This is a genomic window from Kribbella caucasensis (assembly GCF_004361855.1).
In the GTDB taxonomy this organism is placed as follows: Bacteria; Actinomycetota; Actinomycetes; order Propionibacteriales; family Kribbellaceae; genus Kribbella; species Kribbella caucasensis.
The window spans coordinates 65849-89009 of sequence record NZ_SNWQ01000026.1; the positions used below are offsets into that span (position 1 = coordinate 65849).

At 67.8% G+C, this 23161-nt stretch carries 26 protein-coding genes and 1 tRNA gene; 14 read left to right on the forward strand and 13 right to left on the reverse strand.

The window, feature by feature from the left end; translation table 11 throughout:
* Positions 1-181: 181 nt before the first annotated feature.
* Positions 182-895: a YqeB family protein gene (locus EV643_RS36625; protein WP_133804805.1), complete on the forward strand. Its 714-nt coding sequence runs from the start codon at positions 182-184 to the stop codon at positions 893-895.
* A 54-nt stretch (positions 896-949) separates the two neighbouring features.
* Positions 950-1387 (forward strand): nitroreductase family deazaflavin-dependent oxidoreductase, encoded by a 438-nt coding sequence (locus tag EV643_RS36630; protein WP_133804806.1) that lies wholly within the window; start codon positions 950-952, stop codon positions 1385-1387.
* Between the two features lie 11 nt (positions 1388-1398).
* Here EV643_RS36630 and EV643_RS36635 read toward each other — a convergent pair whose 3' ends face one another.
* The 3 genes from EV643_RS36635 to EV643_RS36645 all read right to left on the reverse strand — a co-directional run bounded on the left by EV643_RS36635 (position 1399) and on the right by EV643_RS36645 (position 3023).
* Complete coding sequence (locus EV643_RS36635; RefSeq protein ID WP_133804807.1) at positions 1399-1785, reverse strand: pilus assembly protein CpaE; 387 nt, start codon at positions 1783-1785, stop codon at positions 1399-1401.
* A 153-nt stretch (positions 1786-1938) separates the two neighbouring features.
* Positions 1939-2313 carry a hypothetical protein gene (locus tag EV643_RS36640; protein WP_133804808.1) on the reverse strand — a complete coding sequence of 125 codons (375 nt, stop codon included), beginning with the start codon at positions 2311-2313 and terminating at the stop codon, positions 1939-1941.
* Between the two features lie 17 nt (positions 2314-2330).
* On the reverse strand, positions 2331-3023 hold the full coding sequence (locus EV643_RS36645; protein WP_133804809.1) for a M15 family metallopeptidase: 693 nt from the start codon (positions 3021-3023) through the stop codon (positions 2331-2333).
* 167 nt (positions 3024-3190) lie between these two features.
* On the opposite strand from EV643_RS36645, the gene EV643_RS36650 reads away from it, so the two are divergent.
* The gene (locus EV643_RS36650; protein ID WP_238166060.1) at positions 3191-4525 is read left to right on the forward strand and encodes a sensor histidine kinase; all 1335 of its coding nucleotides are present in this window, start codon (positions 3191-3193) and stop codon (positions 4523-4525) included.
* Positions 4504-5271, forward strand: a complete 768-nt coding sequence (locus EV643_RS36655; protein WP_133804810.1) for a response regulator — start codon at positions 4504-4506, stop codon at positions 5269-5271. The genes EV643_RS36650 and EV643_RS36655 overlap by 22 nt, the downstream gene beginning before the upstream one ends.
* Positions 5272-5306: 35 nt before the next feature.
* Here the strand turns inward: EV643_RS36655 and EV643_RS36660 are convergent, their stop codons facing one another.
* The 3 genes from EV643_RS36660 to EV643_RS36670 all read right to left on the reverse strand — a co-directional run bounded on the left by EV643_RS36660 (position 5307) and on the right by EV643_RS36670 (position 7565).
* A complete protein-coding gene (locus EV643_RS36660) occupies positions 5307-6614 on the reverse strand; it encodes an esterase-like activity of phytase family protein (protein WP_133804811.1) in 1308 nt (435 codons plus the stop codon).
* 323 nt (positions 6615-6937) lie between these two features.
* The gene (locus tag EV643_RS36665) at positions 6938-7177 is read right to left on the reverse strand and encodes a DUF6343 family protein (protein ID WP_133804812.1); all 240 of its coding nucleotides are present in this window, start codon (positions 7175-7177) and stop codon (positions 6938-6940) included.
* Between the two features lie 34 nt (positions 7178-7211).
* Positions 7212-7565, reverse strand: a complete 354-nt coding sequence (locus tag EV643_RS36670; RefSeq protein WP_238166061.1) for an MmcQ/YjbR family DNA-binding protein — start codon at positions 7563-7565, stop codon at positions 7212-7214.
* Between the two features lie 159 nt (positions 7566-7724).
* On the opposite strand from EV643_RS36670, the gene EV643_RS36675 reads away from it, so the two are divergent.
* From EV643_RS36675 to EV643_RS36685, 3 genes are all read left to right on the forward strand, one after another.
* Positions 7725-8762: an alpha/beta hydrolase gene (locus EV643_RS36675; RefSeq protein ID WP_133804813.1), complete on the forward strand. Its 1038-nt coding sequence runs from the start codon at positions 7725-7727 to the stop codon at positions 8760-8762.
* A gap of 76 nt (positions 8763-8838) precedes the next feature.
* Positions 8839-9585 carry an esterase family protein gene (locus EV643_RS36680; protein ID WP_133804814.1) on the forward strand — a complete coding sequence of 249 codons (747 nt, stop codon included), beginning with the start codon at positions 8839-8841 and terminating at the stop codon, positions 9583-9585.
* A gap of 13 nt (positions 9586-9598) precedes the next feature.
* Positions 9599-10840: an ATP-grasp domain-containing protein gene (locus EV643_RS36685; protein ID WP_133804815.1), complete on the forward strand. Its 1242-nt coding sequence runs from the start codon at positions 9599-9601 to the stop codon at positions 10838-10840.
* A gap of 419 nt (positions 10841-11259) precedes the next feature.
* Here the strand turns inward: EV643_RS36685 and EV643_RS36690 are convergent, their stop codons facing one another.
* Positions 11260-11709 (reverse strand): ArsR family transcriptional regulator, encoded by a 450-nt coding sequence (locus EV643_RS36690; RefSeq protein ID WP_238166062.1) that lies wholly within the window; start codon positions 11707-11709, stop codon positions 11260-11262.
* Positions 11710-11790: 81 nt separating this feature from the next.
* Between EV643_RS36690 and EV643_RS36695 the strand changes: the two genes are divergently transcribed.
* A complete protein-coding gene (locus tag EV643_RS36695) occupies positions 11791-12657 on the forward strand; it encodes an amidohydrolase family protein (RefSeq protein ID WP_166665716.1) in 867 nt (288 codons plus the stop codon).
* A gap of 5 nt (positions 12658-12662) precedes the next feature.
* Here EV643_RS36695 and EV643_RS36700 read toward each other — a convergent pair whose 3' ends face one another.
* A complete protein-coding gene (locus EV643_RS36700; protein WP_133804816.1) occupies positions 12663-13448 on the reverse strand; it encodes an epoxide hydrolase N-terminal domain-containing protein in 786 nt (261 codons plus the stop codon).
* A gap of 202 nt (positions 13449-13650) precedes the next feature.
* Between EV643_RS36700 and EV643_RS36705 the strand changes: the two genes are divergently transcribed.
* Positions 13651-15462 (forward strand): glycoside hydrolase family 2 protein, encoded by a 1812-nt coding sequence (locus tag EV643_RS36705; protein WP_133804817.1) that lies wholly within the window; start codon positions 13651-13653, stop codon positions 15460-15462.
* Between the two features lie 17 nt (positions 15463-15479).
* On the opposite strand, the gene EV643_RS36710 is transcribed toward EV643_RS36705, so the two are convergent.
* Positions 15480-16547 carry a YeiH family protein gene (locus EV643_RS36710; RefSeq protein ID WP_133804818.1) on the reverse strand — a complete coding sequence of 356 codons (1068 nt, stop codon included), beginning with the start codon at positions 16545-16547 and terminating at the stop codon, positions 15480-15482.
* Positions 16548-16658: 111 nt separating this feature from the next.
* Here EV643_RS36710 and EV643_RS36715 point away from each other — a divergent pair, with 111 nt between their 5' ends.
* The gene (locus tag EV643_RS36715; protein ID WP_133804819.1) at positions 16659-17435 is read left to right on the forward strand and encodes a GntR family transcriptional regulator; all 777 of its coding nucleotides are present in this window, start codon (positions 16659-16661) and stop codon (positions 17433-17435) included.
* A gap of 114 nt (positions 17436-17549) precedes the next feature.
* Here the strand turns inward: EV643_RS36715 and EV643_RS36720 are convergent, their stop codons facing one another.
* Positions 17550-17945 carry a RidA family protein gene (locus EV643_RS36720; RefSeq protein WP_133804820.1) on the reverse strand — a complete coding sequence of 132 codons (396 nt, stop codon included), beginning with the start codon at positions 17943-17945 and terminating at the stop codon, positions 17550-17552.
* Between the two features lie 101 nt (positions 17946-18046).
* Here EV643_RS36720 and EV643_RS36725 point away from each other — a divergent pair, with 101 nt between their 5' ends.
* Complete coding sequence (locus EV643_RS36725; protein ID WP_133804821.1) at positions 18047-18751, forward strand: ArsR/SmtB family transcription factor; 705 nt, start codon at positions 18047-18049, stop codon at positions 18749-18751.
* Positions 18752-18814: 63 nt separating this feature from the next.
* Positions 18815-19054 (forward strand): hypothetical protein, encoded by a 240-nt coding sequence (locus EV643_RS36730; protein WP_133804822.1) that lies wholly within the window; start codon positions 18815-18817, stop codon positions 19052-19054.
* 266 nt (positions 19055-19320) lie between these two features.
* Here the strand turns inward: EV643_RS36730 and EV643_RS36735 are convergent, their stop codons facing one another.
* From EV643_RS36735 to EV643_RS36745, 3 genes are read right to left on the reverse strand one after another with little or no spacing between them, the layout of a single operon-like run.
* Entirely contained in the window at positions 19321-19983 is a 663-nt protein-coding gene (locus EV643_RS36735) for an anti-sigma factor family protein (protein WP_133804823.1), read from the reverse strand.
* Entirely contained in the window at positions 19980-20489 is a 510-nt protein-coding gene (locus EV643_RS36740; RefSeq protein WP_133804824.1) for a sigma-70 family RNA polymerase sigma factor, read from the reverse strand. Before EV643_RS36740 ends, EV643_RS36735 begins: the two co-directional genes overlap by 4 nt.
* A gap of 60 nt (positions 20490-20549) precedes the next feature.
* Entirely contained in the window at positions 20550-20963 is a 414-nt protein-coding gene (locus EV643_RS36745; protein WP_133804825.1) for a DoxX family protein, read from the reverse strand.
* 217 nt (positions 20964-21180) lie between these two features.
* On the opposite strand from EV643_RS36745, the gene EV643_RS36750 reads away from it, so the two are divergent.
* Both EV643_RS36750 and EV643_RS36755 read left to right on the forward strand, forming a co-directional pair.
* Positions 21181-21253 (forward strand) — tRNA-Lys (locus tag EV643_RS36750).
* 277 nt (positions 21254-21530) lie between these two features.
* Positions 21531-22967, forward strand: coding sequence for a helix-turn-helix domain-containing protein (locus EV643_RS36755; RefSeq protein ID WP_133804826.1), 1437 nt, complete (start codon positions 21531-21533; stop codon positions 22965-22967).
* Positions 22968-23161 lie beyond the last annotated feature (194 nt).

Sequence of the window (23161 nt, forward strand, 5' to 3'; positions counted from 1 at the left end):
GGATGTGCTCCACATGGTGCCGCAACCAGATTCCCTCGGCCATCCGGCCTCCGCTCCAGTCGGCAACTTTGGTCTAGTTCCAGGGTGTCAGGCGCCGACTTCGGTATCGCGAACCGTCTCAGTCACTGACCGCGCTGTCGTTGCTAGCTTCCAAGCAACTGTGACGGATAAGGAGCGGGAAATGACCACGGGGACCAAGACCGTGATCGGGCACTCGGCGTCCGACAAGGCCGTCTTGTTCGGCGGGCTGCCGCTGGCCGGGGCGGTACTCGGGTTCTTCCTGCCCCGGATCGCCGACTGGGCGAGCGGCCTGCGCTGGGTGCCGTTTCAGGGACCGCTCGAGCTGATCGCCGGCTGGGACGCGTGGCGGGTGGTCGTGATCACCACGGTCGTCGGCCTGGTCGCGGGTGTGCTGCTCGGGGCCGTCGCGCTGGACGACACGCTCAAGGTGACGGTGACCGACGGCGACGTCGAGTTCCTGAAGAACGAGAAGACCAGGCGGGTACCGCGGGACCAGGTGTCCGTGGTCTTCCTCGACGGCAAGGACATCGTGCTGCAGGACCGGACCTCGCGGGAGCTGGCCCGGGAGCGGCACGATCAACTGAAGTCGCAGGTCAAGGAGATCCCGGCGGCATTCCGTGCGCACGGGTATCCGTGGTCCGACGGCGGCGACCCGTACGGCGACCGCTTCCGCCGGTGGGTGGAGGACGATCCCGACCTGCCGGGCGCGGTCAACGCCGTACTGCGGGCGCGGTCGAAGGCGTTCGCAGCCGGCGGCGAAGGCAAAGCGGATCTACGCGAACTGCGCGAAGAGATCTCGAAGCTCGGCTACGTCGTCCGAGACCAGGACAAGAATCAGTACTGGCGCGCGATCCAGCGCCCTGCTGGGTTGTGAGGGGACATGCCGTCAGACTGGCAATGGTGACGCGTCACCTATAGGATTCATGACATGACATCTAGCGACTATGCCCCGAGCCCGACCGACTGGGTTCGCACTCAGGTAGAGAAGGTCGAGGCGGCCGGGACCACGGAAGTGGTCGACATCATGGGCATGCGGGTCGTGCTGCTGACCATGCGCGGCAACAAGTCGGGCAAGCTCCGCAAGGTCCCGTTGATGCGGGTCGAGCACAACGGCGTGTACGCCGCGGTCGCGTCGCTCGGCGGCGCGCCCAAGAACCCGGTCTGGTACTACAACCTGAAGGCCGACCCCAAGCTCACCCTGCAAGACGGTGAGACCACCAAGGAGTACGTGGCCCGCGAGATCGAGGGCGCGGAGTACGACGAGTGGTGGGAGCGGTCGGTCGCGGCCTACCCGCCGTACGCCGAGTACCAGACCAAGACGACCCGCAAGATCCCGCAGTTCGTTCTGGAGCCGGTCGGCGAGTAGTACGTGGGCCTTCAGGCTTCCAGCAGGTCCAAGAGGGCGACGGCGTAGGCCTGTTCGGCGTCCTCCGCGGTGTAGCTGCCTTGGGCGGTCTCGACGGTGTAGCCGATCGGGGCCGACTCGAGGCGGCGGAACTGGGAACCCAGGAGCGCGCGGAGCTGGTCCTCGCGGGGAAGCCAGATGACCTCGCGTTGTTCGATGCTGTCCAGCGCCCATTCGGTGGTGCCGTTGAAACCGATCACCTTGCCGCCCGGATAGTCGTGCACCTCGACGGTCATGTCGCTGACCACGAACACGTCGTCGTCCATCCCGCGGTCCGGTACCACGAACCGATCGCCGGCGCCGGGCACCCACAGGGCGCCGGCCTTACGTAGCCGCTTCGCCTGCTCAACCGTGATCACCCTTCCATCCTGCCCGCCCCGGCAAGCCCTTTCACGTTGCCGCGAGTCGGTCCCGGAACGCGAGACGGCCGGCGGGTCCGCAGGGGGCCCCTCAGCCCTGGCGAAACCGGCCGGCCGCCGCCGGTGGTGGCACTTCCTCCTTCCGCTCGGGGGTTAGCGGACGAGGGCCTTCCGGAGCTCGTCGGCACGGAGGGCGACCCGGTCCCGGGTGCCCGCGGTGAACCGGTGCAACGGCAGGTCGACGATCGCGACCGCCTGCGCCGGACGGATCCCGAGCAGCTCGCCCAGCCGGCGTACCGCGGTGTCCCGGTCCGGTGCGGACGCGATCGTCTCCAGCACCTCCGCACGACGGTCGAAGGCGCTCAGCACGGCGTCGTAGATCTCCAGCTGCGTGAACGCCGAACGGTCTGGTTCCGGCTGCACAGTTCGATCGTCCTCCTTAACGGCTCCGCGCACCACCTGCCGCCACAGGGCGGGCACGACGAGGCGCTTGCGGGGCCGGAGGGGGTACGCATAGGTCATCGTCATCGGAGTCTCCTCAGCTGTCAGTTCTTGGGGAGTGAGTACGGTTCGCGGGCCGGGCATTTGCTGCCCGGCGTGGTGAGCGCCTCGAAGTGCCAGGGCTCGTTGTCGTAGCGGCGGCAGAGGCCGTAACGCCAGCCGTTCGCGTTCAGCCAGCGCTGCCCGGCCTGCGGGCCGATGTCGACCGCCTTGCCCTTGACGTGCGCGGAGTACTCCGGCGGCAGCACCCAGCGGGTGGCGGCCTTGTACGAGCCGTACCGCTCGATCGCTTCGTCGAGGAGTTGTTGCTGTTTGGCGGCACTGCGGCGGCCGGACGTGATGGTGATGACGACCCCGTCCCGCTTCGCCGCCGCCATCGCCTTCAGCAACCGGGTCCGTAGCGTCCGGGTCAGCCCGTCCACCGAGGATTCGTCGTACGACGGGGTGGTGGGCGACGTCTTCTTCGGTTTCGGCGTGGCCATCGATGGGGTGCGCAGCCGCTTCGGCGGCGTGGTCGGGGTCGCCCGCGGGCTCGGCCTCGCGGTCAGCGTGGCCACCGGCGTCGTACCGCTGACTCCGGATGCGCCGACCACCGGCTTCTCGTCGGCGGACGTGATGCCGACGAACTCGGCCAGCTCCGCGTGCCAGACCAGGACGGACGCCAGCACCGCAAGACCGGTCACGGACAGCAACCGGGTTCGCATCGACAGGGTGCGGCGCGGCGAGTCGTTGGTCATGGGCTCTACCCTCCCCCGTCGGCAGTGCTCTTCGCATCCGTCCCAGGGACCGTTGTCGGTCGGACCCAGGTATGGGGTCGGACGCCCACTCTCCTCCGAAAGTTGGAGACAGTGCCCGTTCGGGCGAAGGAACCTCTTGCTGGGTCACGCCCATTACTCTGAGCAAGGTGTGGAGCTTATGGCGTCGGTTGCCGACAACGCAGCAGGATCTGCTGCTGGCGGCGCTGATCGGCGTTGCCTGGTTCCTTGCGCTGAACGTGATCAGCAACAGCAACCTGCGCCCGGCGAACCCGAGCGTGTCCGCGATCACCGGGGTGTTCCTGATCATCACCGTCGCCTTCGGACGCCGGCTCCCCCGGACGACGCTCGTCCTGGTCTCGGTCGTCTACCCGTTCATGTACGCCGCGGCCGGGACCGGGCTGGCCGAACAGATGGGGCTGCGGATCTTCGGCCAGCCCCGGATCAGTGACGCGGCCCTGCAGTCCGAGATCCACCTGGTCCCGCTGCTGGTGGTCGGGTACCTCGCGGCGGCCGCTGGAGTCCGGCGATTCACCTGTCTGTTCTGGACGATGGGCAGCCTGGCCGGCCTGATGATCGGATTGCCGGCCGCGGTGGCGATCGTGCTCAGCCAGACCAGCGGGATCACCAGCCTCCGGTACCGGTCGCTGCCGCGGGACCTGGCCAGCCTGTACTCGTACGTGGACGTGTCGCTGTTCGTGTTCGCCGAGGCGCTGACCTGCGGCATGGTGCTGCTCGGCGCGAACGCCCTCCGCCGCCGCAAGAGCCTGCTGGTCCTCGAAGCGCGCAACACCGAACTGGTCCGGCTCCGCGCGGTCGAGGCCGAACGGGCCGCGGCCGCGGAACGGACCAGGATCGCGCGGGACCTGCACGACGTGGTCTCGCACCACATGAGCGCCGTGGTGATCCGGGCCCAGGCCGCCGACCGGGTGGCCGATCAGAACCCGGCGGCGCTGCGCGAGGCGGTCCGCTGGATCATTGCCAGTGGCAAGGAGGCGCTGACCGCGATGCGGGAGACGGTACGGGTGCTGAACACCGCGTCGCCCGGGGCCGGCGCCGAGACCGCGCCGGTACCCGACCTGGCCGATGTGGCCCGGATGGGTGACCGGTTGAAGGCGGTCGGCGTGGACGTCACGATGAACCTGCCGACCCGGAGACGGGAGCTCACCTCCGCCACCGACCTGACCGCGGTACGGATCATCCAGGAGGCGCTGACCAACGTGATGGTGCATGCGAAAGCGACCGCCGCCCAGGTGAGCTGGCAGAGCGGGCCGCAGGGCGAACTGCTGACGATCGACGACAACGGTGCGGGCGGACCGCCGCCGGTGAACGTGCTGGAGACCGCCAAGCGGAGCGAGACCGGTCGCGGTAACGGGCTGACCGGGATGCGAGAACGAGCCATGGCCTGTGGCGGCACCCTCGCCGTCGCGGCCGGACCCCTGGGTGGATGGAGAGTGCAGGCATGGTTGCCGCCGCAGAAGTAGCCGACCCGATCCGGGTCTTGGTCGCCGACGACCAGGGCGTGATCCGGATGGGTCTGGCGATGATCCTGGACCACGAGCCGGACCTGACCACGGTCGCGCAGGCCGGAGACGGTGAGGAGGCGCTCCGGCTGATCGAGCAGTACGACCCGGACGTCGTGCTGATGGACATCCGGATGCCGGTGATGGACGGCCTGGTCGCGACCGAGCGGATCACCAGGGCGAACCAGGAATCCGGGCGCGACCGGCCCGCGGTACTGGTGTTGACGACCTTTGACGACGAGGCGTACGTGTTGAGCGCCGTACGGGCTGGGGCGTCGGGGTTTCTGTTGAAGGACACGGATCCGGATCTGCTCGTGTCGGCCGTACGGGCCGTGCATCGTGGGGACTCGCTGGTGGATCCGGCGTCGACGCGGGTGTTGCTCGAGCGGTGTGTGGAGTTGGAGCGTCAACTGGGCAGCAGCGCCGACGGACAGCCCGCGCCTGCTCCGGCGATGACCGCTGGGCGATGGGCGGGGTTGCTGGCTCAGTTGAGCGAGCGGGAGCGGGACGTGCTGGTGTGGATGGCGCGCGGTCTGTCGAACCGGGATCTTGCGGCGAAGCTGTTCGTCAGCGAGACGACGGTCAAGACGCACGTGAGCAGCGTGCTCTCCAAGCTCGGTCTGTCCAGCCGTGTGCAGGCTGTTGTCGTCGCTTACGAGGCCGGCGTGGTCCGTCCCGGCGAGGCCGATGTGCGCTGGGACGCCTAGTACCGGGACCGCACGGGGTGCTGGCTGGCCGCTGCTCAGCGCAGGCGGATGGTGACGAGGGTGGTCTCGATGCCGCTGTCGTTCAGGTTGCCGGCGGCATCGAAGGCACCGGGGCCGTCGGTCATGCCGAAGTCGTTGTCGTTGATGACGACCAGCGTTCGCGGGTTGACGAGGGCGACACCTTCGATCTTCTTCGGCGCGCCGGGGATGGTGTTGAGGTCGATGAAGAGCTTCTTGGCCAAGACCGGAACGCCGGCGGCGGCCGGGTCCGGCAGGGCCTCGAGCGACGGGGTGGTCGCCTGGGAGTCCCACTGAGTGCCGAGGATGTTGTTGCTGCGGTTGAGGACGACGCGGTGCAGGCGGGCGGCGTTGTCGGTGCGCTCCTGGACCAGTAGGGTTTCCGGGCCGACGGCAACGAGTGAGGAGATCTTCAGTTCGGGAGTGTCGGTCTCGCCGGGGTCGACCACGCCGACCGGGTCGAAGCGGTAGGCGTACTCCGCGGTGACCTTGCCCTGGCGCGGCGAGAAGCGGAGCAGCCGGGTGTTGAGCGACGCATCACCGATCGCCTTCGTGGGGTTGAGCAGCGGACTCTGCAGCGCCAGCACCAGATCGCCACCGGGCAGCTGCGCCAAGCCCTCGAACCCGCGATTCCCCTTGCGGGTAAGGAAAATCGACGGCAACCCCTCGATCACCGGGTAGTCGGCGCCGGTCAGCGACAACCCCTTCGGCACGTAGCGGGCAAGCACCTTGCCACGCGCGGAGACGTGCACCAGGGACGGGCTGTACTCGTCGACCAGCCAGAACGTGCCGTCGTGCGCACGGACGATGCCCTCCGTGTCCAGTCCGTTCGCATTGAGGCCCAGCCGGGTGGAAGCGTCGTACGTGTAGGGGAGCTCGTCGCGGCTTTCCTGGTTCGACAGTCCGGTCACCGGCGCGCCGCTTCTCGTGGTGATCGGGATGGCCGTGAGGACCTGGAGCCGGCCGCCGATCACCTTCACCTTGACGATGGCCGGGTCGAAGCCGGGGACCGGGAAGGTCCGCCGGTTGACGCCGTCGATCTTGATCTGGCCGTTCGGGCCGCGGTCGGTCACGGTCCAGAACTCACCCGGTCGCCCGGTGGGGAAGATGTCGCTGCCGATACCGCCCAGGTCGACGCCGCGATCGTTCGTGACGGTGCCGGGCAGCAGTGCGTTGGAGAACGCGCCGAGCGGGATGTCAGGGAGCGTCGCCGTACCGATGAGCCGGGCCTCCGGAGTCGTGGCCTGCGCGGCGCCGGCCAGCAGCGCCGCGGCCGCCAGCACCGAGGTACCGGCAAGAGTCAGTCGGCCAAATACACGAGACATGAACGTGCTCCCCTCCACCAGACGTCATCGCGACGTTCCTCGGGAGGGGTGAACGCCGACTGTCGCCGGGATGAACGTCAGCACAAGCAGTCGCGTACGCCGGGAGCACCTAGAAGAAGGCGTACAACGCAACTGCCGCGATGGTCAGCAGAACTACAACCGTCACTACCTGTGCCCGGACCGACGCCCTCGGGCGCCGGGGCAAGAAATCACCCGTCATGCCATCAAGCCTGCTGGCTGCGGCCGCGCCGGACATCGGCCCACAGGACGGTCTCCCTGCGACGTCAGTCACCCCCTGGGGGGTCTGGCGTCATACCAAAGGACTAGTTGCCCGCGGCCCCTGATCGGAGACGGGCGATCACGATCACCAGGTCCACCACCCCGACCGCGGCCAGCACCACCGGTATGACGACCACCGCCACGGGCGCGTCCAGGCCGAACAGCAGAAACGCCAGCAAGACGAAGCCCAGTATGCCGATCGCGGCCAGCGCCAGCCGTAACCGCAACGCACTCCGCGCCGGCGCGGCACCGGTTGCGTCGGAAAACCTGTCCTCGTCGGGCATCCCACTCACCGCCTTGGATCCAGGTTCTCACCAATCAGCGCTCGTGGGTGGCGAGGTACTCAGCCGCGACCTTCTTCGGGACGCACATCTGCCAGGCGTCGAGGACCAGTTCACGGAGTTCGGTGGTGTCGATGGCGTCGAGGTGGACCTGGATCCACCGGAAGCGCTCGTCGGACGGGATCGGCCGGAAGAACTTGTCCGGCTCGGCGGCGATCGCGGCGTCGCGTTCCTCCTTGGGAAAGCCGACGCCCATCGAGAGCTCGTCGGGCGCGACCGCCAGGTAGACGATCTGGCCGACCCGGAACTTGATCCGGTCCCGGACCAGCACCTCGTAGCTCCGCGGCAACCCCTCGGTCGCCGCCCGGATATCCGCCAAGTCGACCATCATCTACCTCCTGCCCCCGACGTTACCGGCGAAACCTGACAGTGCGTGTCAGCCTTCGCATTTCGCCATGATCACGTGACGTCAGCACTGCGGTACTCCCGGTGGATGTGGCGTTGGCCTCAGGGTTCTTGGTCGGCAAGGTCCAGGCCGTACCTTGGTCGGATGTCCAAGAAGGTGGTCAGCGCGGTCGAAGGCGCCGAGGTGGTGTTCCGCCTCGGTGATCCCGAGCATGGGCTGACCGGTGTGCGGTTGTGGGAGGAACTTGGTCTGGCGGCCGAGTTGCTCGAGTTCAAGCCGGTCGACTTCGGCTGGGAGCTGCGGTTGCCGCGGCCGTCGGTGCACCGGATGGAGTACATGTTCGACATCGCCGGGACCGGGCTGCGCACGGATCCGACCAACCCGCGCGTGGTCGGCGGTGCGTTCGGGGAGCACTCCTGGTTGCCGCTGCCCGGGTACGTCGAACCCGCGTGGATCCAGGTCGATCCGATCGCGTCCACGCTGGCCCCGCTCACCGTGGACCCGACGCCGGTCGGCCCGGTCGACGTACAGGTGTGGGCGCCGGACGGGATCGCGCCTGGGTTCGAGTTGCCGTTGCTGCTGGCGCATGACGGGCCGGAGTTCGCGTCGTACGCCGGCCTCACGCACTACGTCGGCGCGATGGTCAACGAGGGACGGCTGCCACCCCTGCGGCTTGCGTTGATCCGGCCGGGTTCGCGGAATCTCTGGTACGCCGCCAACCCGCAGTACGGGATCGCATTGACGGAACACGTGCTGCCTGCGATCGGGGCGCAGTACAAGAGCAAGTTGCCGGTACTGATGGGCGCGAGCCTCGGTGCGCTGGCGGCCCTGTACGCCGAGTGGAACCACCCAGGGACGTTCGCCGGGTTGTTCCTGCAGTCGGGATCGTTCTTCACCCCGGAAACCGATCCGCAGGAGTCGGGGTTCGAGTTCTATGCCGAGGTCACCGGTTTCGTGAACCAAGTGCTGACGGCAACGGCCGCGCCGAGCACCCCGCCGGTCGGGCTGACCGCGGGAACGCCTGAGGAGAACGTCCACAACAACCGGGTGATGGCCGCCCACCTGACCTCCCTCGGCCTGGACGTGGCGTTCGACGAGACCCCGGACATGCACAACTTCACCGCCTGGCGCGACGTCCTCGACCCGTGCCTCACCGACCTGCTGAACCGCGTCTGGTCCTAGGGACTCGCGGAAACACGCAGGCAACCACCTGACATGCAAGGGTGTGCGGCAGGACACTAATGCCGGGGGTGACCGCATGGAGCGTGAGCAGGTCGAACTGGAGGCACCCGGTCTGGACCGGCCGGGCACTCTGATCCGCTATGGCCACTACGGCCGCCCGGTGCTGGTGTTCCCGAGCGAGCAGGGCCGCGCCTGGGACTACGAGAACAACGGCATGGTCGGCGCCGTGTCCGACCTGATCGAGGCCGGCCGGGTCAAGCTGTACTGCGTCGACTCCTACGACCACGTCAGCTGGTCCGACCGAAGCATCCAGTTGGAGGACAGGGCCCGCCACCACGGGCTGTACGAGTCCTGGATCGTCAATCAGGTGGTCCCGACGATCGGGGCCGACACACCCGGCGCGTCCGACATCATCACCACCGGCTGCAGTCTCGGCGCCTTCCACGCGATGAACTTCGCGCTGAAACGGGCCGACCTGTTCCCGATCGCGATCTGCCAGTCCGGCAACTACGACGCGGCCAGTTGGCACGCGTGGGGTGAGCGCGGTGACGCGGTGTACTTCAACAACCCGGCCGACTACCTGCCGAACCTGTCCGGCGATCACCTGGATTGGTTGCGGAGCCGGGTGTTCCTGGTGCTCACGGTCGGCCAGGGCGACTGGGAGACGAACCCGACCGGTTCATTGCCGTCAGCGCGCGCCACCGCCGCAGTACTGGCGTCGAAGGGCATTCCGTACGAGCTGGACCTGTGGGGTCACGACGTGGCCCACGACTGGCCCTGGTGGCGCAAACAGCTCGCACATCACCTACCCCGATTCTGTTGAGGAGGATGACCCCGTGTCGAACACCGCACAGCATCTGATCGGGTTGTTGCTCGGCGCCGAGGAGGACTGGCCGCAGGCGTTCGAGGCGCTGCTCCGGCGGGTCGGGCCGGTCGCGGACAAGACCGGGACGACGCACGAGTTCGGCTCCGAACGGCTCACCATCGAGCCGTTCGACCTCAACGATCCGGTCCGCGTCGGGCTGGTGATCGACCGGCTCGCGTACTGGTACTACCACCCGCGGGAGTGGCTGAAGAAGGCCGCGCTGATGAACGGCACGTATCTGCTCAATTCACCGTTCACGTTCCAGTCGATGGAGAAGCACAGCGCGTATTGCGCGATGCTGCGGCTGGGGCTGAAGATCCCGCGGACCGTGCTGGTGCCGTACAAGAACCCGGTCGACAACGTGCGCTGGGCGTACACGTCGGCCAAGTACAACAAGACCTTCGACCTGGACGCGATCGCGGACGATCTGGGCTATCCGATGTACATGAAGCCGTTCGACGGCGGCGGCTGGCGCGGGGTGTCCCGGATCAAGAACCGCGACGACCTGCATCAGGCGTACGACGAGTCCGGCGAGATGCTGATGCACCTGCAGGCGACGGTCGAGTACGACAAGTTCGCCCGCGCGCTGTCGATCGGCGCCGAGACGATGGTGATGGATTTCCGGCCGGACGAGCCGATGCACAACCGGTACGCCGTCTCGCACGACTTCCTCAGCCCGTCGGCCGGCCACCAGGCGGTCGCGATCAGCCGGATCGTGAACGCGTTCTTCGGCTGGGAGTTCAACTCCTGCGAGATGCTGGTCAAGGGCGATTCGGTGCACCCGATCGACTACGCGAACGCCTGCCCGGACGTCGCGGTCACCTCGTTGCACTACTACTTCCCGTGGGCGATCGGCGCGCTGGTGAAGTGGTCCGTGTTCTGCCTCGCCACCGGCCGCCGGACCAAGGTCGACCTGCACACCGAGCGGTACTTCGCGATCGCCGACGACGAGTCCCTCGACTACGACGCCAAACTCGACGGCTACCTGGCACTGGCCGACGAGTACTTCGAAACCGCCCGCTACCACGAATGGTGCGCCGAACACCTCCCGCACTTCGACGAGCAACTGGTCGACTGGGTCTCCAGCCCCGACTTCGACCGGCTACTCCGCGAAACCGTCGCGGCGACCTACCCCGCGCACGAGCAGGAGGAGTTCCTCGCCCACTTCCGAGGCCTCATCGGTCTGTGGGTCAGCGAGCAGTCTCAGCCGTGAGCACGGGGGTGATCGCGTCGCGCAACTTGTCTTCGAAACCGAGCCGCTACCCGGCTCACCCCCTCTGCTGGCACCGCCCCGAAGCACTGATGTCGCCGGCGCCGGTCCCCACGAACCGAGCACCTACGCCGTCCCACTGGAGAACTGCGAACGCGTCATCGCCGGCGAACCCCTGATCACGGCGAACCCCTGATCAACCTCGTCAACATAACCAAGTGGCTCTAACCACCCCTGAGAGGCATCCCCGCCGCCTTGAACAACAACCCGGCACCGTGAACAAGAACCCGGGACCTTCAACTGGCTACGTCATGTTCAAGCCCCCCACTTCTTGACCGAGCTCCCCAGTTCCTGTTCAAGGTAAGGGCCCTCGCACCGCACCACTGCCGGACTGCCCCGCCACTGCCAGCTCGCTCAGCGATTCAGGTCTCCAGCGCGGCCAGGATCGCGAGTAGCGCCGCGCGTTTGTTCGGGGGGACGGCGAAGACGCCGCGGGTGGGGGTGTGTAGCCAGTCTTCGGCGGTCAGGTGGCGTAGGTGGTGGTAGATCTGGCCGGTCGTCCCGAGGCCGTCCACCTCGCTCAGCGCGTTGACCGTGGTCCGTCCGTGCAGGATCTCGCGCAGCAATGTGAGCCGGACCGGATTGCCCAGCGCGGCCAAGGTCGAGGCCCGCGCCGCCCAGTCCGATGCCAGTACGTCGGCCGTGCGCGCCGCCAGTACGTCGGCCGTGGTCGTTGGTACGGCGCGGAGTACCGGATCGTCAGCCGGATCCGCCTCGTCCGGCAACACCTTCTTCCGCTGTGGATGCGCGGACTCCAGCGCGGCGACTCGCCGCTCCAGCGCCGCCAGGCGGTTATCCACAGCCTTCTCCACATTGTGGATAGTACGTAGCTACGTAGTTCTTGCAAAGACACGGCGTGTCCAGTGCCGACGCGGGGCACTAAGGTGGTCGGCGTGCGCGATGAAGACGTTCCTGGGTGGTGGCAGCGGCTGGGGCTCGATGGGCTTGTCGACGTCCACGTGCACTTCCTGCCGGATCAGGTGATGGGCGCGGTCTGGGCGTACTTCGACCGGGCCGAGCAGCACTACGGCGTCGCCTGGCCGATCAACTACCGGACCAGTGCAGCCGAACGCCTGCAGACCCTCGACGCACTTGGCGTACGGCGCTTTCCGGCGCTGGTGTATCCGCACAAACCGGACATGGCCACTTGGCTCAACGCCTGGGCCCGGGACTTCGCCGCGACGACACCTGGTTGCGTTGCGAGCGGGACGTTCTACCCGGAGCCCGGCGCCTCGCAGTACGTGAAAGAGGCCCTCGAACTGGGCACGCGGATCTTCAAGGTGCACGTCCAGGTCGGCGACTACGACCCGCGCGACGACGAGCTCGACGCGGTCTGGGGTCAGCTGGCCGAGGCCGGCGTACCGGTCGTCGTGCACTGTGGATCCGGGCCGATCCCGGGGCGGCACACCGGACCAGGGCCGTTCGGTGAGGTACTACGCCGGCATCCGCGGCTGACGGCGGTGATCGCCCATCTGGGCATGCCGGAGTACGCCGAACACCTGGCGATGGCGGAGACCCATCCGAACGTCCACCTGGACACGACGATGGCGCTGACGCCGTTCACTGAGGCGATGATGGAGTTCCCGCGCGAGCTGCGGCTGCGACTGGCCGCGTTGCAGGACCGGATCGTGCTCGGCTCGGATTTCCCGAACATCCCGTACGAGTACGCGATCCAGTTGGAGTCGCTCGAACGACTGGATCTTGGCGACGACTGGTTGCGGGCCGTCTGCTGGGACAACGGCACAAGACTGCTTCGCTAGATCTGCTAGGCCTGGGCCAGTTGGGAGGCGAACCAGGCGAGTGTGAGCCCGGTGAGCAGGGCCTCACGGTCGAGCTCCAGATTGACCAGTTGGGCGTTCCACGCGAGCAGGGCGGTGCTCAACACCAGCGCGGAGATCTGCCGGCCCTCGTTGAAGGCGTTGAGGTTCTCGTTGAACCACCGCACCTCGGCGAGGTCCGCCGGATCCAGTCCATGCTGCTCGGCCACCGCCTCGGTGACAGCCGTGTACGCCGGTGTCGCGGCCAGGCCGTCGCGGTCATCACCGACCTGGTACTCGTCATACCCAAGTCGCTGCATCAGCTCGTCCCAGCCGGCTGCGGTACGACGGCTCGGTGAACCGCCCTCGGGTCCGGTCAGCGCCGTCCAGGCGATCGACGGGATCACCAGGTGATGGTTGCCGGCGGCCCCCAACGGCAACGCGGTGTCGAGGACCTCCATCACCCCGCTCGGCCAGGCGTGGGTGAGCAGCGCGGGCCGGGCGGACGGGTTCGCCGATCGGAGGTGCAGGAAGTGCACGAACTGGCCGGCCACCTCGGTCGCGTAGTGGTGGTAGGCGGCCAGCCGGGCCTCGTGGATCCGCCAGTCGTACCCGCCGACCCAGTAGTCGATCAGGTCGTCGGCATAGGCGGCCGGCACGATCCGGTCCAGGCCCGCAGCGATGTAGCCGCCGCCGTCGCGGAACTCCCGCAACCGCCGGTACAACGCGTCGAGATCGGCCTGCGGCACGCGCAACTGAAGCTCGCGCACCTCCGCCGTACGCTCAGTGCCCACCCATCACCCTTTCGCCTCTCCCCGTGCCTGACCATCATGACGTCGCTGACGGACAGATTGTTGATCACCGCGGCTGCCAGTTGCTGCAGATCACGTCCCCGGGCAACAGATTGACATCACCGGCTACCCGTTGCCGAGCCTATTCCAACGTTGTACTGTCGTTGCCGACCCCGCTCAACCCGACCATCCCGGGAGCCCATCGATGCCCAGCACCCAGCCGCGCCCCGAGCACCCCCGGCCGCAGTTCACCCGGCCGGACTGGCTGAATCTCAACGGCGAGTGGCAGTTCGAGATCGACCGCTCCGACTCCGGCCTGGAACGCGGCCTGCGGGACCGGGACCTGGCGCAACGGATCACAGTCCCGTTCGCGCCCGAGTCGAAGCTGTCCGGGATCGAGGACGTCGACTTCCTCGAGGCCGTCTGGTACCGCACGACCGTGACGATCCCGGCCGACTGGACCGGCAAGGACGCGGTCCTGCACTTCCAGGCCGTCGACCACGACGCCACCATCTGGGTGAACGGCGTCGAGGTGGTCCGGCACCGCGGCGGCTTCACCCCGTTCAGCGCGAACCTGGCCGGCGTCGCGGGACCGGGCGACGAGGCCGTGATCGTGGTCCGCGCCCGGGACAGCCGGTACGGCGTACAAGCTCGCGGCAAGCAGACCCAGACCTACTTCAACTACAGCTGCCTCTACACCCGGACCACCGGGATCTGGCAGACCGTCTGGCTCGAAGCGGTCCCGTCGGTCCACCTGGGACGGCCGCGGATCACCCCGGACGTCGCGGGTTCGGCGTTCCACCTCGCCGTTCCGGTGTCGGCGAACAAGGCGGGCTGGAAGGTCCGCGCGATTCTGTCCGACGCTGATGGTGAGGTGGTGTCGGCCGAGGTCCGGGCCGATCTGGATCTTGCGCCGCGGTTGGTACTGGCGATCCCCGCCGACCGGGTCCGGTTGTGGGACACGTCCGACCCCCACCTGTACGGCGTACGGGTGGAGCTGGTCGACGCCGATGGGGCTGTTGTGGATGCGGCGGACAGTTATGCCGGGTTGCGATCGGTGTCGATCGACGGGCAGGCCGTGCTGATCAACGGCAAGCACGTCTTCCAGCGGCTCGTGCTGGATCAGGGGTACTGGCCGGAGAGTCTGATGACGGCGCCTTCGGAGGAGGCCCTGCTCGCCGATCTCGAACTCAGTCTGGCGGCCGGGTTCAACGGGGCACGGTTGCACCAGAAGGTGTTCGAGGAGCGATTCCTGTACCAGGCGGACCGGCTCGGCTACCTGGTCTGGGGCGAGTTCGGTGACTGGGGTGGAGCTGTTGCCGATGGCACCCAGAAGGACAACCAGCAGCCGTCCGCGTCGTACGTGACGCAGTGGCTGGAGGCGGTCGAGCGGGACTACAGCCACCCGTCGATCATCGGCTGGTGCCCGCTGAACGAGACGCATCAGCTGCTGCACGACCGGATCACGCAGCTGGACGACGTGACCCGGGCGATGTTCCTGGCCACCAAGGCGGCGGACACGTCCCGGCCGGTGCTGGACGCGTCGGGGTACTCGCACCGCGTACCGGAGACCGACGTCTGGGACTCGCACAACTACGAGCAGGATCCGGCCGAGTTCGCCCGTCAGCTGGCCGGCCTCGCGGACGGGACGGCGTGGGGGAACAGGGGGACGGAGGACCGGCCGATCTCCCAGGCGTATGCGGGTCAGCCGTACTTCGTCAGTGAGTTCGGCGGGATCTGGTGGAACGCGGAGGCGGCCACGGCGGACGGGACCAACCGGGACGAATCGTGGGGCTACGGGGATCGGGTGGCCAACCTGGAGGAGTTCTACGCGCGGTTCACCGGGCTGGTCGACGTACTGCTCGACAACCCGTTGATGTTCGGCTACTGCTACACGCAGCTGACCGACGTGTTCCAGGAGGAGAACGGGATTTACCGGTTCGACCGGTCCAGCAAGCTCGACGTACCGCGGATCAAGGCGATCCAGACGCGCGCGGCGGCGTACGAGAAGGACTAGGGCCAGTCAGACAGGCCCTACAGCGAGCCGGTGAGGAACTGCAGGCCGAGGCTGCTGGCGGCGACGGAGAGCCAGAGGACGGCACCGAGCAGGACGGGACGGATCCCGCCCTCGCGCAGCTCCCCCGGACGCACTGACAGACCGATCGCCACTAGTGCGCTGGTGATGAGGAACGTGCCGGTGAGGGAGAGGCCGGACTGCCAGGCTGTCGGCACCAGACCGGCGCTGCGCAGTCCGGCGGCGACGATGAAGCCGACCAGGAACAACGGGACCATCCGGCGCCAGGGCAGCTTTCCTTTGATTGCCGCTGCTCCTGGTGCTGCTGGGCTTGCCGGCCGGCGGGACTTGAGGATGACGAGGGCGAGGACGATCGGGATCAGCATCAGCGAGCGGGTGAGCTTGACGACGAGCGCCTGGTCGCCGGCCTGCTGGCTGTAGGCGTATCCGGCGGCGACGACCGAGGACGTGTCGTTGATGGCGGTACCGGCCCAGAGGCCGAAGGCTTCCGGGCTCAGTCCGAGCAGGTGGCCGAGCGGCGGGAAGGCCAGCACGGCGACGACGTTGAAGGTGAAGATCGTGGCTAGCGAATAGGCCACCGAGGACCGCTTCGCGCCGATCGCGGCCGTCGCTGCGGCGATCGCGGAACCGCCGCAGATCGCAGTACCGACGCCGATCAGGATCTGCGTGTCGCCGCGGACCTTGAGGAGCCGGCCGAAGAGCCACGCGCCGCCAAGCGCGACCGCCAACGTACCCAGCATCACCGGCAGCGAGCTGCCGCCGACCTTCACGACCTGCTGCAGCGACAGGCCGGTGCCGAGGACGACGATGGAGACCTGGAGCAGGTTCTTCGCGGCGAAGTCGTAGCCGGGCCGGGCCCAGCTGTTGTGCAGGGCAGGCATCAGTACGCCGGCCGCCACGCCTAGCACGATTCCGAAGACCGGACCGCCGACCACCGGGACCAATCGCCCCAGCGGCACCGCGACGGCCGCCAGCGCGAGAACCACGAGCAGGCCGGGAACCCGGTCGATGAGGTGCGGCTTGGCAGGTGCGGCCGGCCCGAGTGGCCTAACCTCGACCTGCACCATGCCGGTTTCCCCTCTTGCCTAGAAATGTACGCACATTCAAGCTATGAGATGACCGGACATTTGGCAAGCTGTTCTTCGGAGCGGGAGCCGCAGGCGGACGGAAAGGGCAGGATGAGCGGGCGCGGGCTTGAGCGGGCCGGTGGGCAGCCGCTGTGGAAGCAGCTGCAGCACGACCTGGTCCGTCGGTTGCGGGCCGGGGAGTTCGCCGACGCGTTCCCGGGCGAACTCGTGCTGGTCGAGGATTACCAGGTCAGCCGACACACGGTCCGGCAGGCGCTCAGCCAACTCCGCGCCGACGGCGTGATCGTCGCCGAACGCGGCCGGCAACCACGCGTCGCGACCGCCCCCGAGATCCGCCAGCCGATGGGCGCGCTCTACAGCCTGTTCTCCTCGGTCGAGGCGTCCGGGCTGACCCAGCACAGCACCGTCCGCGCACTCGACATCCGCGCCGACGGCGTGATCGCGAGCCGGCTCGACCTCGAAGGGTCGAGCCCGCTGGTCTACCTCGAACGCCTCCGCTTCGCCGGCGACGAACCCCTCGCACTCGACCGCGTCTGGCTCCCGGCCACGCTCGCCGAGGGACTGCTCGAGGCCGATTTCAGCCACACCAGCCTGTACCACGAACTCGCCGAGCGCACCGGGCTCCGGCTGGACCACGGCCGCGAGGACATCCGGGCCGTCACCCCGACCGCCGCTGAACGCGCCCTGCTCCACTGCCCGGCCGACGCCGCCGCCTTCTCCATCAACCGCGTCGGCCACGCCCAGGGCCGCAAGGTCGAATGGCGCCACACCTTGGTCCGAGGCGACCGCTTCGCCCTCTCCGCCGAATTCTCCGCCCACCAGGGCTACCGCCTGACCCCCGCCACCACCACGAACCCCCTCGGCTGAACCGTCCGCCGTACCCCCACCACTCACCAACCACCCGAATTCGCTCAATCCTGGTCCCACCCAAGCGCGGTCGGTGGACCTGGAAGCAGGTTGGTGAGTGCTGCAGGTACGGGCCTAGTCGGCGACGATCGCGTAGGCCTCGACTTCCAGCAGGATCTCGGGCCGGAAGAGCGCGGTCACCTGTACGGCGGTGCTTGCGGGCGGGTACGCCGTGTCGACGTACTTGTCCCGGGCAACCCGCACCGCGGGCAGGATCGCCACATCGGTGACGAAGAAGTTCAGCTTCACCACATCCGCGAAGGTCGCACCCGCCGCGGCCAGACAACGCTCGAGATTCGCGAACACCTGCGCAGCCTGAGCCGCCGCATCACCGGCTCCGACCAACTCGCCATCCGCATCGAACGGCACCTGCCCCGAGATCGCCACCCAACGCCCGCTCCCGGTCACGACCTGGCTATACCCGTTGCCCGGGGCAACACCTTCGGGCTTCGGATAAGACAACTCACCCACAACAGTCCTCCCGATCGAAGTGTCTTCATCCTGCCACGCGGCCGCAGCCCGAGTGGGACGCTTCGGCTGGGGCCGAACTGTGGGCGGGGCAGGATTGGGATATGGCCACGACTGAAGGGCAGGAGCTTGCCGCTTGGGCGAGGATGCTGGCGGACTCCACCAGGGCGACCGTTTGCCTGGCGCTGATCGACGGACGCGCGTGGACGGCGACCGAACTCGCCCAGCTGGCCAAGGTTTCCCGGCCGACCATCAGCGAACACTTGAACGTACTGGTCGACGGCGGACTGCTGACCGAAGTACGGCAAGGGCGTCATCGGTATGTGCGGTTGGCCGGACCCGAGACCGCCGAGTTGCTCGAAGAACTCGCCGCGCTGGCACCGCGTAGTACGGAGGTGGCGACCAGCCTCGCCGCGGCGAGCAAGCGGGACGCGTTCGCGCGGGCGCGGACCTGTTACGACCACTTCGCCGGGAAACTGGGCGTCGCACTCACCGACACGATGACAGAGCGTGGTCTGCTGGACTGGTCCGAGGGCGTCGCGATCACGTCGAAAGGCCTGCGCTGGCTGGACGAACTCGGCATCGTCGTCGACTCGCACCGGGGCCGGCCCGCGGTACGGTCCTGCCTCGACGTGACCGAACGCCGGCCGCATCTCGCCGGCGCGGTCGGAGCCGCGTTGTGCCGGCACGCGCTCGGGCACGGTTGGGTGACCCGGATCCCCGGCGGACGTGCGCTTCGAGTGTCCGGCGCCGTCGCGGAACTTGGTCTGCCCGATGGAACTGTGCGAGAACTCCGTTCCAGGGTGTGAGATCCACGGCGGAGAACACGCGCTGGACAGGCGCCCGTCATCTGGTTCGCCTACCCTTCGGCCATGACTGGATTCGAGCCCGACACCGAGTTGGTGTCCCGCCTCCCTCTCCCCAGCCATGTCGTCGTCCTGGTGGATGACGTCTGGCGCCGTGGCTGGCTGATCGGCCGCGAGCACGAGGAGACGGGCTGGACCGGCATGGTGCAGTACGAGGGCGACGACGGCGTCGAGCGGACCGAGCGGCTACCCGCCGACCGGATCGCTCTGCCGGAGTCGGACCGACCGACTGAGCGAGCGTCGTAGGAGGGATTCGCAGAGATGCGACGGGCCCCGGGGAATCCCTCGGGGCCCGTCGCATGTAACGGCACCGTGCGGAACGGGCTCGGGCGCCTCTGCGAACGAGATCCCGCTCCAGGTCCTTCGGGCGGTCGGCCTGGAGCGGGACTCAGCGTTACACCCTCTGTATCGGAGACACCACGGCCGGTGTTACACGCATCAGGTAATAAGTTTGCAAGCTCGCCGCCACCGGCCCGCTTTCTGACGGCGACCCCGGTTCCGGCGTACGGGGCTCAGAAGTGGACGGCGAGGAGGATGCGGCCGGTTTCGGAGCTCCTGATGTCGAGGGCCTTGATCTCGCTGCGGCGCAACTTGGTCGTCGCGGCCGGCTTCACCGTGGTCCCCGGCGACGCGGTCCAGCTCGCGATCAGCGCGGCCTTGCCGGACTCGTCCGTGACGTACAGGTCGTATCCGCGAGCACGTTCGCTCGGCGTCGCGAGTTCGTCGTACCGGCAACTGATCTCGATCGTGGTCCCCCACCGCTCCTCGACCAGCCGCGCATCCGCCGTCAGCTTGCTCGCGACGGTCTGCGCCAGCACGACGTAATCCCCCTGCGGCTCCTCCCGCGCCAACGGGATCGCCACCACCACACCGATCGCGGCCGCGGTCGCCGCCACGCCCGCCAGCACCCCAGCGAACCGGAACCGCCTGCGCCGACGGTCCTCCTGTACTGCGCGCACGAGCCCCGGCAACAAGTTCGGCGGACTCGCGCTGAGCGTGGCGAGGGCCCGATCGTCCGGCACCAACGCCAACGTCCCCGGGACCCCCGCCAGCGATCCCACTTCCGCCGAACACTCAGCACACGTGCGCAGGTGTTCCTCGTACGCCCGCCTGTCGCTCGCCGACAGCGCGCCAAGCAGGTATGCCGCGTCCCAGTCCCGGTACGGATCACTCATTCCTGCGTCACCCCCCTCTCCTGCAACGCCAGCTTCAGCGCCCGTAGTCCATAGTGCAACCGCGATTTCACCGTGCCCGGCGGGATGTCCAGCTCCTTGGCGATATCCGTCACCGTCCGGCGTCCGTAGTACGCGCGAACGATGACCTGCCGATGATCGTCGGACAGCTGGGCCAGCGAGTCCGCGACCAGCCACGCATCCAGTACTGCGTTCGCGTGGTCGGCGCTCGGCCGTTCCGGCAGGTCGTCGCTGGCCACCTCCCGGTTGACCCGGGCGCTGCGCCGATCGTCGATGACCAGATTGCGCGCCACCGTGAACAGCCAGGCCCGGGCCCCCGCCTCGTCCTCGGCCAGGATCTGCGGCCGCCGCCAAGCCCGCAGCAGCGTCTCCTGTACGACGTCCTCGGCGAACCGATCGTCCCCGGTCAACCGCACCACGAACCGCCACAACGCCGGAGCATGCACGTCGTGCAACTCACGCAGCAGCGCCGCGCGATCGTCGGCCATCGGCGCTCCTGCTCGCTCGGGACGTGTCATGGTCGGATGCCCGGGTTCACCGTGTCCGGATCAATCCGACGCCGCGGCCAACTCGCGCTTCCTGAGGGAAAGGCTACTTTCCAGTGCCCAAGCCCCGTTACCGAGGAACGCGATCAACAGGAACGCGAACGCGAACAAGGCCGCCTTCTCCCCACCGTTCTGCACCGGCAGCAACGCGTCCACCTGATGCACGCTGAAGTACGCGTACGCCATCGATCCCGAACACAACAACGCCGCCACCCGCGTCCCGAACCCCACCATCACCAGCGCCCCGCCCACCATCTGAATCGCCGCAGCCCACCAACTCGGCCACACGAACGCCGCGACCCGCTCCTCCCCCAACACCCCGAACAACCCCGCGGCCCCATGACAGGCGAACAGAAACCCCACCACGATCCTGAACACCGCCAACACCTCATCCCGCCAGCGCTCCAGCACGTTCATTTGGATACTCCTCACGTCGAACGGACGGCGCCGCCCCGGACCCACCTCACGCCTACGGCCCGAACCGGCTTCTCACCCCACTCAACGACCACCCCACCCATCCGGTTCAACGCTTCGTGACTCTCTCACTACCCTCCGAGACCACTTCTCCCACTGGTCTACCCCCAATCCAATTCGCACTTCCCACCCCGCACCTGCCAGACTGTCTCCGACACAAGGGGCTCTAGCTCAACTGGCAGAGCAGCGGACTTTTAATCCGCGGGTTGTGGGTTCGAGTCCCACGGGCCCTACAAACGCCCAGGTCAGGGCGGCGCCCGCCCCCTGACCAGGTCTCCAACTCACCCTTTACGCACCCTTTTCGGCCCGAACCCCTCTGGCACCCGGTACCGCGCTGCCTCCCGTTCGGCACCTCAGCGACTCGACAGCGCCAGATGGCGGTGTCCCTCAGCACCGTGGTGCACCATCACACTGCGTCACATCACGTGCGTGATTCCTGCCCCGCGCTGATCCAGGTACCCGCGGCCAAGACGTTGAGCAGTCTCCGACCCACCACGTTGGAGGCGTGAGATGCCGAGGCCACCATTGCCCATCGGAACCTGGGGCAGCATCCGCACCCGAGTCGTCAAGACAAACGAAAAGGGCAAGGCTGTCCGGCACCAGTCCCGGGCAAAGTTCCGTGACTTCGACGGCCGCACACGCCCCGTATCCGCCGAAGGCAAGACCGCAACAGCGGCGGAGAACAACCTGCGGAAGAAGCTTCAGGAGCGAGCCAAGACCAGCCGCACGGGCGAATTGACGGCGATGCATAGGGTCAGGCAGGCATACGACCTCTGGGAGAAGAAGTTCGCGGACAAGGTCGCCGCAGGCGAACGCTCACCCGGCTCCCTGCAGGCGTACCGCAGCGTGGCAGCAAAGCATGTGCTGCCCCGAGTCGGCGAACTTCGCATCGGCGAGGCGAACACGCCACGCATCGACAATGTGATCTCAGAGATCAAGACAACGGTCGGCGCCCCGACGGCCAAGACCTGCCGGAGCGTCATCTCAGGCCTGATGGGCCTCGCCGTGCGGTACGGCGCCATCTCCGCGAACCCGGTCCGCGACGTCGAGTCCATCGAGAACAAGGCCAAGAAGTCACCACGAGCGCTCACCGCCGAAGAGGTGCAGCTGGTCCGAAAGCAACTCGCCGCAGACGAACGTGCCGCCCATGCCGACCTGCCCGACTTGGTCACGTTCATGCTCGGAACCGGCGTGCGGATCGGCGAGGCCCTGGCGGTCCTCTGGTCACAGGTCAACTTCGACACCGGCGAAGTCGAGATCACGGACACCATCGTCCGCATCACGGGTGAAGGCCTGATCCGCAAGATCACCAAGTCGGACGCAGGCCAACGCGTACTCCCGCTACCCAACTGGGCACTGGCAATGCTGCGCGCGAGGTTCGCTGCCGGCATCCGCCTCGACGAGCCGATCTTCGCCGCCACGCTCGGCGGCTTCCGCGACCCCTCCAACGTCCGACGCTCCCTCCGCGAAGCCCTGACACCCGTCGGCAGCGCCGCCCGCCGCGACCTCGGCCTCACCCTCCGCAGCCTCCGCCGGCAGACCCGACTGACCCGCAAGGAGGTGGCCGAGAAGCTCAACTGGCCCCAGAACAGACTCGCCCTCATCGAAACCGGCCGAATCAAGGTAGACCGCGCCCTGGCCACAGAACTTCTTCGCATCTACGGCGTCCATCAGGACGTGTCCGAAGCCCTACTCAACGAGGTCGACGAAGCGGCCCGGCCAGTTCCCGCGGACACCCTGGCGTGGATCAGATCCCACGCCTTCCGCAAGACCACCGCCACCGCCCTCGACGGCCAAGGCCAAACCGCCCGCCAGATCGCCGACCACCTCGGCCACTCCCGCGTCTCCATGACCCAAGACAACTATCTAGGCCGCAAATCCACCAACCCAGCCGCGGCCGAAGCCCTCCAACGCGCCTTTGACGACCCCGATCTCGAACTCCCGTAAGGGAAGGGGACCCGTCGGGCCGGAAACACCTTTAGACGGACAGTCCCCCTGTGTGTTTCCTACCTGCCTGTTCTCGCACTGTCCGCCAGCTCGCATCTAGTCGTGTCGGCGACGGAACGCCTTGGGCGCAAGAGGTGTGGCGGTGCTGACCTATCCCGGCAAGGCCGAGTGGCGATGGCGGAAGGCAAGGGTTC